Genomic DNA, 15,378 nt, shown 5'->3' on the forward strand with positions numbered 1-15,378 from the left:
ATAAGACTTATTTGCCTGTTAGACAGTTTTCTAATGTCTTTTGATACATATCGGTAAGCTTCTCTAGATCAGAAATCTTCACACATTCGTTTACTTTATGAATTGTGGCATTAACCGGTCCAAGCTCGACTACTTGACTACCCATTTGTGCAATAAATCGTCCATCGGAAGTACCACCCGTCGTAAGTAACTGTGCAGGTTGATGATTGACGGCTTTTACAGCTTCGACTACCGCATCAATTAATGGGCCTTGATCGGTTAAAAATGGATGACCATTGAGTGTCCATTTTAGATCATAGTTTAAGCCATGAGCATCCAAGATTGAATGGACACGACGTTTTATCTCAACATCGGTGAGCTCAGTGCTAAAGCGGAAGTTGAACTGGACATGAAATTCACCTGGGATAACATTTGATGCGCCAGTACCTGATGATAAATTTGGTATTTGAAAGCTAGTTGGCGGAAAATACTCGTTGCCATTGTCCCAAGTCGTTGTTGCTAACTCAGCCAAGGCTGGTAATGCTTGATGAACTGGGTTATTCGCAAGGTGAGGATAGGCAACATGCCCTTGAGTCCCTTTGACCGTTAAGTCACCCGTAATCGAACCACGGCGACCATTTTTGATTACATCGCCTACTTGAGTTGTGCTTGATGGCTCACCTACAATACACATGTCAATAATTTCATTACGTGCCATCAATGTATCCACCACACGGGTAGTACCGTTAATGAACGGACCTTCTTCATCGGAAGTGATCAGAAAAGCAATTGAGCCATGGTGGTCAGGGTGCTCGGCAATAAAACGTTCTACAGCTACTACCATACAGGCAAGTGAGCCTTTCATATCTGCTGCGCCGCGAGCATGTAAATAGCCGTCAATTATCGTTGGTTCAAATGGTGGGGTATGCCATTGGTCTAATGGGCCCGAAGGAACCACATCGGTATGGCCAGCAAAAGCAAATAGTGGTGCGCTAGAGCCGCGGCGAGCCCAAAAGTTGGTGGTATCTTCAAATACCATAACTTCAATTTCAAATCCAAGCGCTTTTAAGCGGTTAATCATTAAATCTTGGCAACCGGCATCTTCAGGGGTGACTGATTGACGTTCTAATAAATCTTGCGCAAGAGCAAGTACGGGACTGTCTAACATCCTTGTGGTTTCCTTACTTTAATTGAGCTTCATAATCAGCAGCTTTAAATCCAATAATGGCTGTTGATTCAGTTATTAAGATAGGGCGCTTAATCATCGCTGGGTTTTCGGTTAATAACGAGATTGCACTATTTTGATTTAAGGTGTTTTTTTGTTCATCGGATAATTGGCGGTAGGTGGTGCCTCGTTTATTGACCACGGCCTCCCAGCCAAATTTTTGGAAAAATGAGGTAATTAATTCAGCATCAATTCCTGATTTACGATAGTCATGGAAATGATAGTCGATGCCTTCGGCTTCCAACCACTTTTTGGCCTTTTTAATCGTGTCACAATTTGGGATGCCATACATGGTAATCATTTTTTATTATCCTTTTTTGCTTAATCTTTATTTAACGAATCGTACACAATTCAGCGTGTTAATGCACTTGTTTCCATCGGTGTCAGGGGGAGAGGGTTATTTGTATAGCGTCTGATTGATCCTACGCAAAATCGCTTTACGTATTTACGGTGATAATAGAGTCAATTGTTTTGATCTAATCGATCACTGTTTGAGGATATCAATGTGGAGCTTAGCCCGGTATTTGCAAGACGCCTTTATATTGCCTTGCTGATTAAAGATTTAGAACGTCCAAATGTACCTAAATTAATGGAGTTAACAGGTTGGCCAAGAAGAACTATTCAAGATGTCCTGAAAGCCTTACCTGCAATTGGTATTCATTTATCCTTTGTACAAGATGGTCGACGCCATAATGATGGATATTATACGGTCAACAATTGGGGGCCTTTTGATGTGCGCGTTCTAAAGCATTGGCAAGCTGATATTGCCCAATGTCTTGGACTAGTGAAATAATATTACCGTTATTGTTGTAGCAACAAATAAATGGCAAACCCAACCCAACTGAGAATCACTAATGCCCATGGCAATACGGATGGCTTAGACGGTTTATGGTCGCTCGTAGATAGCTGTATACTTGATGGTGTTTGCTCTTGATGGATATTTTTCGACTGCTTTTTACGTAACTTGTCCGCTTCCCTTAGTTTTTCTTTGTGTTGTTTTTTATATAATGCAATGCCTTTTTCTATGCCTTGAGCAATGAGTTTTGTTTGTTCTTTGGTTTGTCCCGGCTTTTGAGTCGATTTTGCTACCGCTAATGCTTCTTGTTGAGTTTCTGGTGAAATGTTTTTTTTGCTTGGCTTCATTTTATTTATTCATTATTTGTTAAAGTAGCAGAAGTTAAATGTAGCTACGGATTATGTTGGATATAAGGTTAGCAGTCCTGAGTATAAATCAACAGCCTTTAAAGATGAAAACGACAAGGAAGAAAATATCAGTGCAATATGCGATCACTTACAGTGTCGATGAATATGATAGCAATGGTTTTTTAAAGCCCAGTCTATGGCTATGGCTAAGTTGGCTATTTTTGGCTAAAGCTTGGATAGTCTTTATCGTGGCCAGCGCTAGCCGAACAATGAGTACTAAGTTGTTATCACTCATTTACCCAGTCCCCGATAGTTTATACTTGGGATTATTGGTGGGATTACCTGTTGTGATTTTGGCATGGGCGATATCATTGCGTACACCTGAACGGGTTTGGCTTAATAAGATATTGAGTTTTGGTCGCAGTTACACCATTGCTGTCGTTTCAGTACAGTTCGTGATTACGCTTTATCATTTATCCCTTACTCTGTGGCAGTTTAATTGGAGTGATGCATTAACTTTATTGGGCTTGGTATGGTTATTGATTTATTTGTCTCATTCTCAGAGAGTGAAGGATACATTCACAACTCCAAACTTAGTGTAATAGCGATTTTATACCTGTCGTACTTGAAGCTGCAGCTTTGTCCGGCGTTCATTCGCCCCTTATCTCTTTATTAAAGAAAGTCATAGGCGAGCTATGCTCATGGGGCCTCATTTACTTGTCGCCTCACTGCAACTTCAATTACTTTGGGTATATTGTACTAATTAGAAGTGATGATTTTATTTTATTATTGCTGAAGCTCGCACCTTGAGGTTACTTGAGTATAATAACCACAATAAACATAGAATAAGGAAGTATTCATGTCGCTACCACAATCGGCAATTATCCCAGAAGCGAATCCATTTTCTTTACAGTGCATGCTTAAGATCAATCGCAACCACTCTCATGTTCTTGAGCAACTGAAAGCCTTACCTGATTTAGTGTCGTCGCTCAATGATCAGCAACCGGATTCTAATCTTTATATTACACTGGCTTTTACCCACTCTTTTTGGCAAAAAACGAACCAGAGTATGCCTCAAGAGTTAGAGCCGTTTGTTGAACTAGGAACGGGTGAAACGGTTGCTCCTGCAACTGAATCGGATGTTCTTTTGCATTGCCACTCTAATCGACACGATTTGCATTTCTATATATTGCGCAAATTGATGTCAGAGATCAGTGATGATATTGACGTTGTTGATGAAACTTATGGTTATCGCTTCTTAGATAGCCGTGATATGACAGATTTCATTGATGGTACGGAAAACCCAGAAGGGGATGAGCGTCGTCAAGTTGCAGTGATCCCCGAAGGTGAGTTTGCAGGTGGTAGCTATGTAATGCTGCAACGTTATATTCATAACATACCTGCTTGGAATCGTTTAAATGTGTCAGCTCAAGAAAAAGTGATTGGTCGAACTAAACCTGATTCGGTTGAATTAGATGATGTACCAGCGCAATCTCACGTGGGGCGTGTCGATATAAAAGAAGAAGGTAAGGGCTTGAAAATGGTTCGCCATAGTTTGCCTTATGGCTCAGTATCAGGAGAGCATGGCTTACTATTTATCGCTTACTGTAATCGTCTACATAATTTCAAAGTATTACTGAATAGTATGTTTGGTGAGACAGATGGTAAAACCGATCATTTATTGCGTTTTACTCAAGCTGTGACAGGAGCTTACTTCTTTGCACCGTCAAAAGAAATGTTGGCGGAATTGGCTTTAGCTTAATATAAATGATTCTTAGCGATTGGAGAGATTTCAGTCGCTGGTTTAGTTTAGATATAAAAAAACGCTGCCCTTGAGCAGCGTTTTTTATATCATTAAGAAAATTACTTAGTGATACGGATAACTGGTGTTTCACCAACAACAACGTTACCAGAAAGTTTGTTCAACTCTTTGATTTCGTCCATGTTAGAGATAACAACAGGAGTCAACGTAGATTTTGCATTCTCTTGTAGGTACGCAAGATCAAATTCGATGATAGTGTCGCCTGCTTTCACAGTTTGACCTTCTTCAGCGATACGTGTGAAACCTTCACCTTTTAGTTCAACAGTGTCGATACCAAAGTGAACAAATAATTCGATACCATCGTCAGACTCGATAGAGAAAGCGTGGTTAGTTTCGAAGATTTTACCAATTGTACCGTTTACTGGTGCAACCATTTTGTCGCCATTTGGTTTGATAGCAACACCATCACCAACGATTTTCTCAGCGAAAACCACATCAGGCACATCTTCGATATTTACGATTTCACCAGAAAGAGGTGCGATAATTTCAATCGCGCCCGCATCAGCTGTGTCGTCAGATACTAGCTTCTTAAGTTTGTCAAACAGACCCATGTCGTGCTCCTAAGCAGTTAACTTTTTAATCTTTAATTAAAAGATTATATTCTTAATTCGATTTTTCTGCGATAAATTTATCAACGCAAGCTTCGATTTCTGCCGCAGTAGGTAGAGCAAGTGCTTCTTCAGCCATTGCTTTTACTTCTGCGAAGTTTGAGTTACGGATGATTTTCTTAACGCGAGGGATAGAAATACCACTCATGCTGAATTCGTCTAAGCCCATACCTAATAGAAGTAGGGTAGCGCGCTCATCACCAGCTAACTCACCACACATACCTGTCCATTTGCCTTCTTTGTGTGATGCATCAATTACTTGCTTGATCACAGTTAGTACAGCAGGAGATAGCGGGTTGTATAAGTGAGAAATTAACTCATTACCACGGTCAACTGCAAGAGTATATTGAGTTAAGTCGTTTGTGCCAATACTAAAGAATGAAACTTCTTTTGCAAGGTGGTGAGCAATTGCAGCAGCAGCCGGTGTTTCAACCATTACACCAATTTCGATGTTCTCGTCAAATGCTAGGCCTTCGTTGCGAAGCTCTGCTTTATATTCTTCAAGCGCCGCTTTAAGTTCACGAATCTCTTCAACAGAGATAATCATTGGGAACATGATGCGAAGCTTGCCGTGTGCTGATGCACGTAAGATACCACGTAATTGATCTTTTAAGATGTCACGACGGTCTAAGCTGATACGTACTGCACGCCAGCCTAAGAACGGGTTCATTTCTTCCGGTAGATCCATGTATGGAAGATCTTTATCACCACCAATATCCATAGTACGGATAATAACGGCTTGATCACCCATTGCTTCAGCGACTTCTTTGTATGCTTTGTATTGCTCTTCTTCAGTTGGAAGGGCATCACGGTCCATAAATAGGAATTCAGTACGGTATAGACCTACACCTTCACCACCGTTACGGATGATACCGTCACAGTCTTTCACTGTACCGATGTTACCGCAAACTTCTACATGGTGGTCATCTAGAGTGACAGCCGGTAGATCTTTTAATTTCGCCAACTCTTCTTTTTCAGCTAAGAAATTATCACGAATTGATTTCGCTTCTTCTAGTTCTGCATCAGAAGGGTTAACGATGATTTTGTTGTTAATCGCATCCAAAACTAAAATATCGCCGTTCGATACTTGTTTTGTAATGTCGTTTGTACCCACAATCGCAGGAAGTTCAAGTGAACGAGCCATGATTGAGGTGTGAGATGTACGGCCACCGATATCACAAGCAAAGCCTAAAACGAATTCTAGGTTGATCTGTGCTGTTTCAGATGGTGTTAAGTCGTTAGCAACAAGAATAACTTCTTCGTTGATAGAGCTTAAAGATACGATGTTAATGCCTAATGCATTTTTAACAAAACGTGTACCGATATCACGAATATCGGTAGCACGTTCTTTAAGGTAGTCATCATCAAGAGACTCAAGTGCTGTTGCTTGTTCTTCAATCACAGTATGGATTGCAAGGTCAGCAGACATTTTGTCTGATTTGATGAGGGCTAAAATTTCTTCTTCTAGCTCTTCATCTTCAAGCAACATGATGTGGCCTTCGAAGATAGCTTCTTTTTCTTCACCGAAGGTTTCAAGTGCTTTTTGTTTAATGCCTTCTAATTGCTCAGAAGATTTATTACGAGCATCAAAGAAGCGTTTTACTTCTGCTTCAACTTGATCGTCCGAAATAGGTGTTTTATTTAGGACAATTTCATCTTCTTGAAGAAGTAGTGCTTTACCGAAAGCAATACCAGGAGATGCTAGAATTCCAGAAATCATAGCCTTACCTTAATTTGTTCAAATATAAAAAGTAAAAATACCGTGAATCACAGATGTGATTAGTGTAGTTGGTCCATAAGAGCAACTAGGTGATCAACAGCCGCTTCAGCTTGAGGGCCTTCTGCAGAGATAGTTACTACAGTACCTTTTACTAGACCAAGAGTTTGTAGTTTGAAAAGGCTCTTAGCACTTGCGCTTTTGCCATTAGAAGTCACTGTAATATCAGCATCGAATGCTTTAGCTTCTTTAACGAATTGAGCCGCAGGACGAGTGTGAAGGCCGTTTTCTGCAGTGATTTCTACTTGCTTCTGATACATGTGTGTTACCCCGATTAATTTGCTTTTTGTTGGAAACTGAAAAGTAGTTTAGCTTACCTTCTTATTTAGTGCTTCGCTAGCGAAGAAAAATAAGTAGTCCTAATCGATTGCTTTCAGTCATCACTTATCATTTATTTATTTTCTATTAACTAATCTTAGTTGGTTAATTAACAGGCTTCTTTATTTTGAAGCTAAAAATAAAACATCCCGATTATCACTAAAGGAGTGGTAGGGATCAACAAAAAAGCCCCATAAAGGAGCTTTTTTCATAGAAAAATTGATTTGAACCAGTTTTATTGCTCGTTCTCTTTATCGGTAAAGATACCTGAAAATAGAGCGGTACTTAGGTAGCGCTCACCTGAGCTTGGTAGTACGGTCACAATTGTTTTTCCTTCAAATTCAGGCAGTTCGGCAACTTTATTTGCTGCGACAACGGCTGCACCAGAAGAGATTCCAGCAAGAATTCCTTCCTCTTCCATTAGGCGACGAGCCATAGTAATAGCCTCATCGGATGTTACCGAAATAACTTTATCAATAAGTTCTAAATCTAGGTTGCCAGGAATAAATCCTGCACCAATACCTTGAATTTTATGCGGAGCAGGTTGAATTTCGTCTCCTGCAAGGGCTTGAGCAATCACTGGTGATTCAGCCGGCTCTACTGCAACTGTTGTGACCGCTTTACCTTTAGTCTTTTTAAAGTAGCGGCTAGTACCTGTTAAAGTACCGCCGGTACCAACACCAGATACAAACACGTCAACGTTTCCATCAGTTGCGTCCCAAATTTCTGGGCCAGTTGTTTGCTCATGAATCGCTGGGTTTGCTGGGTTGTTAAATTGTTGCAGTAAGAGATACTTGCTTGGATCGCTTGCTACAATTTCTTCTGCCTTAGCAATCGCACCTTTCATGCCTTTAGCCGCTTCTGTTAGCTCAAGGTTTGCACCTAGTGCTTTAAGTAGTTTACGGCGTTCTAGGCTCATTGATTCAGGCATTGTTAGTGTCAATTTGTAACCACGAGCTGCTGCAACGTATGCAAGTGCGATACCGGTGTTACCACTAGTTGGTTCTACTAGTTCTACACCTGGCTTCAATAAGCCTGCTTTTTCTGCTTCCCACACCATGTTGGCACCAATACGGCATTTTACGCTGAAACTTGGGTTACGGGCTTCAATCTTAGCTAGAACGTTACCTTTGCTTACGCGATTTAAGCGTACAAGAGGAGTGTTACCAATAGTTTGAGAGTTATCTTCGTAAATTTTTGTCATGTTGATGTTCCTTCATTACACGGTAGGGTGTGAATTAATAAGTACTTATATACCCAAGTTACTTGGGTATATATACATGATTGAAAGCATAAATCTACAGCAAATAAGGTGAAAGGAATAATTGGTTATATGATATGGGTAAATGTCTGTGCAAAATATGGGGTGCACCATAAAGCACCCCTCGTGTTATCTATTAAGTGACTTGTATCTATCTACCCACATTGCTGTTGCGCCACAAACCGCAATAGGCATAACGAATAGGTTTACAATCGGCACCATGGTGCATAAAGCGACCAATCCACCAAAGCTATAAGCAGTCCATTTGTCACCCTTTAAATCATCTTTCATTTTAGGAAAGCTAACTTTATGGTTATCAAAGGGATAGTCACAATACTGTATTGCCATCATCCAAGCAGAAAAAGCGAACCATAGAATTGGACCTAGTGTTTGCCCTAGTGCAGGGATGAGCAATAAAATAAAGAGACCAAGTGCTTTAGGCAGATAGTATTTAAGTTTTACCCACTCTCGATACAAGATCCTTGGGGTGTCTTTAATTAATGAGAACAGGTTTTGATCTGCTGGGCCTTGACCCGTTAATTTTATTTCTAACTTTTCAGCCAACAGGCCATTAAATGGTGCTGCAATCCAATTAGCAACGGTACTAAAAAAGTAACTGAATGTTGCAATGATGGTAATACCTAATAATGGTAGTAATAAATAAGATAACCAAGACAACATGTCCGGTAATGTACCTAACCAATTATCTAACCATTCACTTAAGTTACTATATAGATAGAATAAAGAACCACCGAACAAAATGATGTTGGTCAGTAACGGTAAAATGACAAAACGTCGAATGCCCGGCTTGAAACATAATTGAGCACCATAGATAAAATAACCCAATCCGGTTTTCGGTGGCTGATCTGCTCTCAAGTTAGGGGAAGTTGACATGAACACTCCATAAATAAGGTACAAGCGTAGTGCTTATTCTACTGTTATAGATAAATAAGAAAAGCATGATGATATAAAGTGGCTTGAAATTGCACTAAATGCTTATTTTTATGATTAAAATATTGATTGAAATAGAAAGGTGCCGGAATGCTGACTTTAGTTGGTTCAAAGAAATGTATCCCCAAGTCACCTTAATATGCTGAATCTCACATCTTAAGGTGACTTGGGGATAATTTTTTTGGTAAAGTAATTTATTGTTATATACAAACCACTCATTTAGCCATTTCTATGGCATGATAAGACACAATTAAGCATCCAAGGTGACTTTTTGTAATTCAACAAGTTGAGTGATGGTTTTGGTAATTACATTAATAGTTGAGAGTGATAAATGCAGGAATTGCGACTAGTACTCATTATTGTCGGTGGGCTGGCGATTGCAGGTTTGCTGGTACATGGTATATGGACGAGTAAGAAAGAAGGTAAAGCAAAATTTGCTGATAAGCCTTTGAATAAAATGGAGCCAAAGGTCAATACTCCGCTTGCTGATGATGAACAAGAAGGCATCGTTTCTCACGCTACCCCAGTTAAAGAGCGTAAAGAGCCAGCTTTTCATATTGATGAGTCAGAAGAAGACATAGACCCTTTATTTGGTGAGTCGGATATTTCTTTTGCCGCAACGGATGATGTAGTCAGTGATGAACCAGTCAAAATGGAAGTTCAACATCAAACGGCTAAAACACAAGTCTCATTTTCTGAATCGGAAAAAGTTGCCACTAATCAAAACATGACTGCTTCTGAAGTAAAGCAGGAAAAAACCGAATCAACTCCAACATCAGCTGTTTCTCAGCCCAAAGAACCACAAGAGAATAAACAAACTGATAAAAATAACATGGAAGTGATTGTTTTTCATGTTCATGCTGCTGGCACTTCAGAGTTTGTTGGTACTCAACTATTTAACAGTATGCAACAACATGGTTTGCATTATGGCGCAATGGATATTTTCCACTGCCACACTGACACATCAGGAACAGGAAAAGTTTTATTTAGTGTTGCTAACATGATGAATCCAGGCACATTAGCACACGGTGATCCAGCAACCTTTACGACTAAAGGTATTTCGTTTTTTATGACTTTGCCTTGTTTTGGCGATGCGGATCAAAACTTTAAATTGATGCTAAGAACAGCTCAGCAAATTGCTGATGATTTAGGTGCTAATGTTTTGGATGATAAGCGGAATTTAATGACACCAGATAGGCTTTCTGCTTATCGTCAGCAAATTCGTGATTATGTTGCTCGCAACTCCGAAGCTGAATAAAACACTGGCAATGCATAATACTAGAAACGAAGATTCAGGCTCCTTCATAGGGGCCTTTTTTATAAATAACGACTAAGCACGATCAGGTAAAGACCATGAGTAGCGAAATTGAGCGCAGAATAGAGCAATTAAGAGAGACACTTCATCACCATGGTGTCCGTTATTATGTCGAAGATAATCCTGAAATTACCGATGCAGAATATGACCGCCTAATGCGAGAGTTAATTGCATTAGAACAAGATAACCCGGAATTTACTTCTGACTCGTCGCCATCGATGCGAGTAGGTGGGAAACCTCTTGATGGATTCACACAAGTAAAGCATGAAATACCTATGCTTTCATTAGATAACGCATTTGAAGAGTCTGAGTTAGATAATTTCCATAAAAAGATCGCAGCTCGTTTAAAAACCAAGCAATGTGAGACTTATTGCTGTGAGCCTAAATTGGATGGATTGGCGGTTAGCTTACTTTATGAAAATGGTATTTTAGTTCAAGCGGCCACTCGTGGTGATGGCGCTACTGGTGAAAACATTACCGCTAATGTAAAAACCATCAAATCAATTCCACTCAAACTACAAGGTGATAATTGGCCACAACGTATTGAGGTGCGCGGAGAAGTTTTTATGCTCCTGGATGGTTTTAATCTTTTTAATGAAAAAGCGTTAAAAAGTGGTACTAAGCCGTTTGCCAATCCACGTAATTCAGCTGCTGGTAGTTTACGCCAACTCGACTCTAAAGTGACGGCTACCCGACCATTAAGCTTTTATGCCTATAGTGTTGGCGTTGTTGAAGGTGGAACATTACCGCAAAGCCATTATCAACGTTTTTTAACCCTTAAATCTTGGGGGTTACCTATGTGCCCTGAAACCAAAGTGGTTGAAGGACTGGAAAATGTGAAAGCTTATTATCAAGATATTTTGCAGCGCCGTAGTGAGCTTGCTTATGAAATTGATGGTGTAGTAATCAAGGTTGATGATATTGCTTTACAAGAAGAACTAGGTTTTGTTGCACGTGCTCCCCGTTGGGCAATAGCTTATAAGTTTCCAGCCCAAGAAGAAATGACACGTTTAAATGATGTGGAGTTCCAAGTAGGTCGTACTGGGGCAATAACTCCTGTGGCGAAACTAGAGCCTGTTTATGTCGGTGGTGTGACGGTTAGTAATGCAACATTACACAATGCTGATGAAATTGAGCGTTTGGATGTACACATTGGAGACACTGTAATTGTTCGTAGAGCTGGCGATGTGATCCCTAAAATTGTTGGTGTAGTGCCAGACAGGCGTTCCGAAGATGCTGTTCGTGTTATTTATCCGACTCAATGTCCGGTTTGCCATTCAGATGTCGAGCGGATTGAAGGTGAAGCGGTCACTCGTTGTACTGGCGGTTTGATTTGCCAAGCTCAACGAATAGAAGCATTGAAGCATTTTGTGTCACGCAAAGCGATGGATGTGGACGGACTTGGAGTGAAGGTGATTGAACAACTAGTTGAAAAAGAGATGGTTCAAACACCAGCGGACTTATTTACGTTATCTGCGGGTGTACTCACGGTGTTAGATCGACTTGGACCTAAGTCGGCGCAGAATATCGTTAACGCTTTAGATTCGGCAAAAGAAACGACACTACCACGTTTTCTCTATTCGCTGGGGATCCGCGAAGTCGGTGAAGCGACAGCGCAAAATCTTTCACTACATTTCCACACTTTAGAGAAAGTCAGAGTTGCCACCAAAGATGATTTGGTTCAAGTGCCTGATGTTGGTCAGGTTGTGGCAGAGCATATTGTGCACTTCTTTTCAGAAGAAAATAATCAAAAAGTCATTGATGAACTTATAAGTCAAGGAATTCACTGGCCTGAAGTCAAAGTTAATGCTGAACCTAATTCTCTACCATTAAAAGATAAAACCGTGGTTATTACTGGATCTTTTAGTCAATTAAATCGTAATGATGCTAAAGCAGCACTGCAGGCATTAGGGGCGAAAGTGGCGGGAAGTGTATCGAAAAAAACCGATATTTTATTTGCAGGGGAGGCAGCTGGTTCTAAACTAACCAAGGCTCAGGAGTTAGGTGTTGAGATCCAAACGGAAGAACAATTATTAACAATATTAAATGGTTAACCTTTATTTAAATCGTTAATTAAGTTGTTGTTTTATGAAAAGGCTCCTAGCAAGGAGCCTTTTTTATATTTACTGGTTAATAAATGTTTCTTTATATTTGATTTGCTTATTTGTGCTTTGGGGACAGCAAGGGTTGTGAATGATTCATAGGGTGGCGAAATTACTATTTCTTTTTAATTTTGTGTAAGTTGTTGATTTTAAATGGTTTATTTTTTGTTGTCACTTTGTGATATTGATCACCAATGTTAGGGAACTTTGCACTCGCTCATGTTTTTCTGTTAAAAAATTAACTTATTGTTGATGTTTTGCGCAGCGAAGTTAGTCTTAATCACGTGGGTACACATTGTGTGCGAACATTAAAAACATAAAATTTTTGTTTAGTTAGTTTACTAAGCAAATTAATAGGAAGAATGCCTTGTTGCTTTCGGCGGCCACTTAAAGTTTCAAGGTGAAATAAAACAGCTATGTCCATTTTTAGGAGCTTTTCCATGGAAAAAATTTTTAAACGTACGCTACTTGGCGCTGTAGTTTCAGCAGCAGCATTTACTGGTACAGCTAACGCTGCAATCCCTCTTGCAGGTGATGCGGTTCAATTTTACGGCCAAGCGGCTGGCTTTATGATCTATGGTGATGACCAAGATGACAGCAATTTTGGTACTGTTATTGAGTCTCGCGTAGGTTTCCGCGGCACGGTTGAATTTGAAGACTTTGCGCCGAACTTTATTTGGCAAATTGAAGGCGGTAACGCAGACAATGGTTCTAAATCAGGCCAACTCGGTGCTCGTGACACGTATCTGGGTCTAGACTTTGATGGTTTTGGTTCAGTCAAATTTGGTCGTCAATTAGTTGCTACATACAACTATGTTGATTGGCCACACTCAAACCCAGGTCTAGGTAACGTATTTGATTGGAACAATGATATCGGTGCTGGTTTCCAAGATCGTGCTGATAACGTAGTTCGTTATGATTCAGCAAACTGGGGCGGCTTCTCTGTTCAAGCAACAGTAAGCGGCATGGAAAATACAGTCGATGGTCTAGTATCGAGTATTGCTGCTTCTTATTCTGCTGATATGTTTAACTTACATGCTGGTTATTATAACCGTGGTGATTATGATGACTCTGTAGGTGATAACCCACAATACATCATCGACCAAAATACTGGCCAATTGATCGCTAACCCTGATTACATCCCTAGCGGCAAAGTTAAAATGTACGGTAATAACTATGCAATCGCTGGTGGTAGCTTATTCTTAGGTGACTTCACATTCACAGCTGCTTACAAATATATGGAGCAAGATTCTGCACAAGGTACCAACAGCCAAAATGCTTGGTCAACAACCGCTCAGTATATTCTAAATCAAAAGTGGGTATTTAAAGTAGGTTATGCAGGTACTGATGATGCTGATATGGCTGATGGTACTGGTGATGACACTTCAGATACAGCTGTTACTGCTCGTTTAGGTTACTTACTACCAAGTACTTACCTATACATTGATTCACGTAACTATGAAATGAACAACTCTGGCGATTGGAATAATTTCGTTCTAGTTGGTGCTGAATACTATTTCTAACTCACATTGTTAGCACACTAGTTTTGTTATAGTAATCGGGCACCACTGAAGGTGCCCGTTTTTATTTAAGATTAAGGATGAAGTATGAAATCATTTAAAATTTTGTTGTTAGTTGGTTTGGTAGGAACTTCTTTCCAATCTGCTGCAGATGTCAAGATAGGCCTTAATCAGGATGTACAGCCTGTTGTAATTAATGGTGATGAACTTGGTTTCAGCTTAACTTCAAAAAAAGAATTCAATTTAGAAAATGGTCAAAACCAAATTGTTGTACAAATTGAGAAGTTAGTACAAAACCGTGGTGAGTATGAAAAATATAACTCTGTACCAGTAGTGATCACTTTAGAGCAAGCTGACACAAGTTTAACTATCTCCCCAAGTTCTAAAATAGCGACGACAGAAGACGCTAAACAATTTGATAAACAACCTAAATTTACCGTTAAAAATGCAAATAATGATGTGGTGAATGTTCAACAAGATCGTTTAGAAGCGCTTGGTGGCTTTACCCGTGATTATGAAAAAGAATTAGCAGCCTATAATGAAGCCAATAATATTGTCTTAGCTGGAGCGACGAGTGTTTCTACTACTGTTGCTGCAAAAGCAGATGTTAAAATCAGCAAACCACAAGAAATGGTTGAATACTGGTATCAAGAAGCTGAACAATCAGAGAAAGAAGCCTTCTCATCTTGGGCTTTCCAAAATCGCAAACAAGTTTCTGAAGATCTAAAAACAACGGGCAAACCAAGTGAAATGCTAGGCTATTGGTATAAAAAGGCATCTGAAGAGCAAAGAAGCCAAATCCTCACTTGGTTACTGAAAGTCGAGTAATTTTCTCATGCTAATTTGTTAGTTCTACATGGTATACTTTGAATCGATCATGAACTTTTTTATGATCGATTTTATTTTGGAGGGCAATCATGAACATTAGCCAAGTCGCAAAATTAACGGGGTTGTCGGCAAAGTCTATTCGTTTTTATGAATCGAAAGGAGTGATTAACCTACCATTACGTGGTGAAAATGGTTATCGATATTATACAGAGGAAATTGTTGAGCAACTTAAATTAGTGGCGCGATCACGAATGGTTGGTTTTAGCTTGGATGAGTGTAAAAGCTTAGTTGAATTGGCTAATGATCCTACTCGTCATAGTTGTGATGTGAAAGCAACGGCTAATCAGAAATTGGTTGAAGTAAGAGAAAAATTATCGCAACTGCAACAAATCGAGAAACAACTTACTCAATGGATAAATGATTGTCCTGGGGATAATAATCCCGATTGCCCTATAATTGATAACTTAAAGGGCAATCAGAAGTAGGCTTGTATACTCTGAAGTAGAGTGTTTTTAATATACGCTACACG

At 39.7% G+C, this 15,378-nt stretch carries 16 protein-coding genes; 8 read left to right on the forward strand and 8 right to left on the reverse strand.

Features of this window, described 5'->3' with window-relative positions:
* Positions 1 to 7: 7 nt before the first annotated feature.
* A complete protein-coding gene (gene dapE / locus QQJ93_RS13425; protein WP_089123327.1) occupies positions 8 to 1,147 on the reverse strand; it encodes a succinyl-diaminopimelate desuccinylase in 1,140 nt (379 codons plus the stop codon).
* A gap of 13 nt (positions 1,148 to 1,160) precedes the next feature.
* A complete protein-coding gene (locus QQJ93_RS13430; protein WP_089123326.1) occupies positions 1,161 to 1,505 on the reverse strand; it encodes an ArsC family reductase in 345 nt (114 codons plus the stop codon).
* Between the two features lie 204 nt (positions 1,506 to 1,709).
* Between QQJ93_RS13430 and QQJ93_RS13435 the strand changes: the two genes are divergently transcribed.
* On the forward strand, positions 1,710 to 1,997 hold the full coding sequence (locus tag QQJ93_RS13435) for a helix-turn-helix domain-containing protein (protein ID WP_089123325.1): 288 nt from the start codon (positions 1,710 to 1,712) through the stop codon (positions 1,995 to 1,997).
* Between the two features lie 8 nt (positions 1,998 to 2,005).
* Here QQJ93_RS13435 and QQJ93_RS13440 read toward each other — a convergent pair whose 3' ends face one another.
* Positions 2,006 to 2,347 (reverse strand): DUF2956 domain-containing protein, encoded by a 342-nt coding sequence (locus QQJ93_RS13440; RefSeq protein ID WP_089123324.1) that lies wholly within the window; start codon positions 2,345 to 2,347, stop codon positions 2,006 to 2,008.
* A gap of 131 nt (positions 2,348 to 2,478) precedes the next feature.
* Here QQJ93_RS13440 and QQJ93_RS13445 point away from each other — a divergent pair, with 131 nt between their 5' ends.
* Both QQJ93_RS13445 and QQJ93_RS13450 read left to right on the forward strand, forming a co-directional pair.
* Positions 2,479 to 2,949 carry a DUF2919 domain-containing protein gene (locus QQJ93_RS13445; protein ID WP_284186102.1) on the forward strand — a complete coding sequence of 157 codons (471 nt, stop codon included), beginning with the start codon at positions 2,479 to 2,481 and terminating at the stop codon, positions 2,947 to 2,949.
* A 257-nt stretch (positions 2,950 to 3,206) separates the two neighbouring features.
* The gene (locus QQJ93_RS13450) at positions 3,207 to 4,109 is read left to right on the forward strand and encodes a Dyp-type peroxidase (RefSeq protein WP_089123323.1); all 903 of its coding nucleotides are present in this window, start codon (positions 3,207 to 3,209) and stop codon (positions 4,107 to 4,109) included.
* A gap of 101 nt (positions 4,110 to 4,210) precedes the next feature.
* On the opposite strand, the gene crr is transcribed toward QQJ93_RS13450, so the two are convergent.
* The 5 genes from crr to cysZ all read right to left on the reverse strand — a co-directional run bounded on the left by crr (position 4,211) and on the right by cysZ (position 9,009).
* Positions 4,211 to 4,720, reverse strand: coding sequence for a PTS glucose transporter subunit IIA (gene crr / locus QQJ93_RS13455; RefSeq protein ID WP_089123322.1), 510 nt, complete (start codon positions 4,718 to 4,720; stop codon positions 4,211 to 4,213).
* A gap of 52 nt (positions 4,721 to 4,772) precedes the next feature.
* Complete coding sequence (gene ptsI, locus QQJ93_RS13460) at positions 4,773 to 6,497, reverse strand: phosphoenolpyruvate-protein phosphotransferase PtsI (RefSeq protein ID WP_089123321.1); 1,725 nt, start codon at positions 6,495 to 6,497, stop codon at positions 4,773 to 4,775.
* A gap of 59 nt (positions 6,498 to 6,556) precedes the next feature.
* On the reverse strand, positions 6,557 to 6,814 hold the full coding sequence (locus QQJ93_RS13465) for an HPr family phosphocarrier protein (RefSeq protein WP_027696971.1): 258 nt from the start codon (positions 6,812 to 6,814) through the stop codon (positions 6,557 to 6,559).
* 293 nt (positions 6,815 to 7,107) lie between these two features.
* On the reverse strand, positions 7,108 to 8,076 hold the full coding sequence (gene cysK / locus QQJ93_RS13470) for a cysteine synthase A (protein ID WP_089123320.1): 969 nt from the start codon (positions 8,074 to 8,076) through the stop codon (positions 7,108 to 7,110).
* Positions 8,077 to 8,262: 186 nt separating this feature from the next.
* On the reverse strand, positions 8,263 to 9,009 hold the full coding sequence (gene cysZ / locus QQJ93_RS13475; protein ID WP_416376211.1) for a sulfate transporter CysZ: 747 nt from the start codon (positions 9,007 to 9,009) through the stop codon (positions 8,263 to 8,265).
* Between the two features lie 406 nt (positions 9,010 to 9,415).
* Between cysZ and zipA the strand changes: the two genes are divergently transcribed.
* From zipA to cueR, 5 genes are all read left to right on the forward strand, one after another.
* A complete protein-coding gene (zipA, locus tag QQJ93_RS13480) occupies positions 9,416 to 10,342 on the forward strand; it encodes a cell division protein ZipA (protein ID WP_089123318.1) in 927 nt (308 codons plus the stop codon).
* A 95-nt stretch (positions 10,343 to 10,437) separates the two neighbouring features.
* A complete protein-coding gene (gene ligA / locus QQJ93_RS13485; protein WP_089123317.1) occupies positions 10,438 to 12,453 on the forward strand; it encodes an NAD-dependent DNA ligase LigA in 2,016 nt (671 codons plus the stop codon).
* Positions 12,454 to 12,941: 488 nt separating this feature from the next.
* The gene (locus tag QQJ93_RS13490) at positions 12,942 to 14,024 is read left to right on the forward strand and encodes a porin (RefSeq protein WP_089123316.1); all 1,083 of its coding nucleotides are present in this window, start codon (positions 12,942 to 12,944) and stop codon (positions 14,022 to 14,024) included.
* 84 nt (positions 14,025 to 14,108) lie between these two features.
* The gene (locus QQJ93_RS13495) at positions 14,109 to 14,849 is read left to right on the forward strand and encodes a YccT family protein (protein ID WP_089123315.1); all 741 of its coding nucleotides are present in this window, start codon (positions 14,109 to 14,111) and stop codon (positions 14,847 to 14,849) included.
* An 89-nt stretch (positions 14,850 to 14,938) separates the two neighbouring features.
* Positions 14,939 to 15,334 (forward strand): Cu(I)-responsive transcriptional regulator, encoded by a 396-nt coding sequence (gene cueR, locus QQJ93_RS13500; RefSeq protein ID WP_089123314.1) that lies wholly within the window; start codon positions 14,939 to 14,941, stop codon positions 15,332 to 15,334.
* Positions 15,335 to 15,378: the final 44 nt, after the last annotated feature.

Source organism: Vibrio algivorus (assembly GCF_030161215.1).
Taxonomy (GTDB): Bacteria; Pseudomonadota; Gammaproteobacteria; order Enterobacterales; family Vibrionaceae; genus Vibrio; species Vibrio algivorus.